The 2,595-nt window shown below is 47.9% G+C and carries 3 protein-coding genes and 1 pseudogene; 1 reads left to right on the top strand and 3 read right to left on the bottom strand.

What is annotated here, in order from left to right:
• Together ACTHUT_RS17755 and ACTHUT_RS17750 are read right to left on the bottom strand one after the other, a co-directional pair.
• Positions 1-77 (bottom strand): annotated as a pseudogene (locus tag ACTHUT_RS17755) (helix-turn-helix domain-containing protein); the annotation flags it as partial.
• Positions 78-134: 57 nt separating this feature from the next.
• The gene (locus ACTHUT_RS17750; RefSeq protein ID WP_003680049.1) at positions 135-755 is read right to left on the bottom strand and encodes an L-threonylcarbamoyladenylate synthase; all 621 of its coding nucleotides are present in this window, start codon (positions 753-755) and stop codon (positions 135-137) included.
• Between the two features lie 219 nt (positions 756-974).
• On the opposite strand from ACTHUT_RS17750, the gene dusA reads away from it, so the two are divergent.
• A complete protein-coding gene (gene dusA / locus ACTHUT_RS17745) occupies positions 975-1,979 on the top strand; it encodes a tRNA dihydrouridine(20/20a) synthase DusA (protein WP_167480324.1) in 1,005 nt (334 codons plus the stop codon).
• Between the two features lie 238 nt (positions 1,980-2,217).
• On the opposite strand, the gene ACTHUT_RS17740 is transcribed toward dusA, so the two are convergent.
• The coding region (locus tag ACTHUT_RS17740) for a YadA family autotransporter adhesin (RefSeq protein WP_440419244.1) at positions 2,218-2,595 on the bottom strand (378 nt) is incomplete at its 5' end.

The raw sequence follows: 2,595 nt of genomic DNA, 5'->3' as shown, positions 1-2,595 counted from the left end.
TCCTTCCCCTGCGTGTAGGCCAGCCAAATGGCTTGGCGGTGGTGCGGGGTGAGACGGGTGTTTTTGTGCATGTTCATGTTTCAGTATTCTCCTGGAAATACTGTAAACAACGCTACTAGTTTCTACAAATGGTTTTACAAGCCGAATACGGCAATATCGCCCTTGCCTTGACGAATCAGCTCAGTACCATCGGTCATATCGATAACCGTCGTCGGCTCAGTACCGCACCAGCCGCCATCAATAACCAAATCAACAGCATGCTCAAGACGGTCTCGGATTTCGTATGGATCGGTCAATGGCTCGTCGTCTTCAGGCAGCATGAGGGTGCAACTTAAAATAGGTTCGCCCAATTCTTGCAAAAGTGCCAAGGCGGTGGCGTTATCGGGAACACGCAGGCCGATGGTTTTGCGCTTGGGGTGAAGCGTGCGATTCGGTACTTCTTTGGTTGCCTGCAGGATAAAGGTGTAGCTGCCGGGCGTAGCTGCTTTAAGCTGGCGGAATTGGGCATTATCTACTTTGGCGTAAGTACCCAATTCGCTCAAATCGGCACACATCAGGGTCAGATGGTGTTTTTGATCGATTTTGCGAATCGTGAGAATGCGCTCCATCGCGTTTTTGTCGCCGAGTTTGCAACCTAGCGCATAGCAGGAATCCGTAGGGTAAACGATAACGCCGCCACTGCGGACAATATCGGCGGCTTGTTTGATGAGGCGGTCTTGGGGATTATCGGGATGGATGGCGAAAAATTGTGCCATGTTTTTTTTTCCTTATCATTCTAATGGTTTGTTGTTTGACATTTTAAAACTTATTTGGCCGTCTGAATATTGGATTTCCACCACTATGAATGGATTTAGCCTCAGCTACAACACAGCTGCACCCAGTGATACCTTATATATCATTTTGATTTACCGGCCGATATCGAAAGTCAATTTAATACGCTATATAATGCGTTATTTTGTTTGAAAGTCATCTCAATGTCTGCCTCTTCCCTACCTTCCCGCCGCTTGTCTGTCGCACCTATGCTTGATTGGACAGACAGACACTATCGCTTTATGGCGCGACAAATTACACGCAATGCTTGGCTGTATAGCGAAATGGTCAATTCAGGCGCAGTGGTTTACGGAGATAAAGACCGCTTCTTGAGTTTCAACGAAGGCGAGCAACCGGTCGCTTTACAGCTTGGCGGCTCAGATCCGCATGACTTGGCAATCGCTGCCAAAGCGGCTGAGACATATGGCTATAATGAAGTCAACCTAAATTGCGGCTGCCCCAGCCCACGCGTACAAAAAGGCGCTTTCGGCGCTTGCCTGATGAATGATGTAGATTTGGTGGCAGATTGTTTGAACGCGATGCAGGATGTAGTTGAAATTCCGGTAACAGTCAAACACCGCATCGGCGTAGATAGACAAACAGAATATCAAGTCGTGGCAGATTTTGTAGGCACGCTTCGTGAAAAAACAGCCTGCCGCACATTTATCGTCCATGCGCGTAATGCTTGGCTGGACGGTTTATCCCCGAAAGAAAACCGTGAAGTTCCGCCACTCAAATATGAATACGTCTACCGTTTGAAACAAGAGTTCCCCGACTTAGAAATTTTGATTAACGGCGGCATCACCACCAATGAAGAAATCGCCGAACATCTGAAATTTGTCGACGGCGTCATGATCGGGCGCGAGGCTTATCACAATCCGATGCTGATGCGCGATTGGGATGCACTGTTTTACAACAACACACACGCACCAATCCAATACGCAGATTTAGCAGCTTGGCTATACGCATACAGCCGCGAACAAATCGCCTCAGAGCGCGGTACCATCCTACGCCATATCGTCCGCCATGCACTAGGCTTAATGCACGGCCTAAAAAATGCCCGCACTTGGCGCCGTATGCTCTCAGATGCCACCTTGCTAAAAGACAACGACGGCAGCCTGATTCTAGACGCATGGAAAGAAGTAGAACGCGCAAATATTTGGGATTAATGGCGTATAGTGTGAATAAATGAAAGGCCGTCTGAAACATCAAATGATGTTTAAGACGGCCTTTTACATTGCAACAGATTGCTAAAGATATATTCATTTCTCTTTAGCTACTATAACGATTAATTCATCGAATAAAACCAACACATAATCTAAGCATAAAAAAATGCGGCCTAAATTAGGCCGCATTTACTTTACTTCGTCTTTTCAGACGGCCTTTTCAGGCCGTCTGAAAGTCAGATTACCATTGGTAACCAACTGCTACGGTAGCACCGAAGTGACCACGTGAGTTGCCGGAAGCAGTACCTTTGATGATCCAGTGACCACCATCGGAAATGCTAGAGAGGCCGACAGCGTAACCGGTTTCACCGCGGTAGTGACTGCCACCGATAGCCAGCATGCTCTTACCTGGCAAGTAAGCTTGTGGCAGACCGGCAGTAGCCAGAGCTTGAGCCACACCTGCGCGGGCGTTGTTGTCAACCTTGTTCACACTGCTGTTCACATCGCCGAATTTTTGGTTCAGCTGGTCAACGTTAACCGCATCGGTACCGTTCTTACCTGGAGCAACATTTTTAATAGTAGTGTTGCCGGCATCGATACCACCTTGGTTGATGGTTAC

Source organism: Neisseria sp. P0022.S010, from assembly GCF_051956635.1.
Note: the sequence above shows the minus strand (reverse complement) of the source record. Positions and strands in the feature narration are given on the sequence as shown.

Coding starts and splice junctions, on each gene's coding strand:
- dusA (WP_167480324.1), top strand. CDS start 975: ATGTCTGCCTCTTCCCTACCTTCCCGCCGCTTGTCTGTCGCACCTATG.
- ACTHUT_RS17750 (WP_003680049.1), bottom strand. CDS start 755: ATGGCACAATTTTTCGCCATCCATCCCGATAATCCCCAAGACCGCCTC.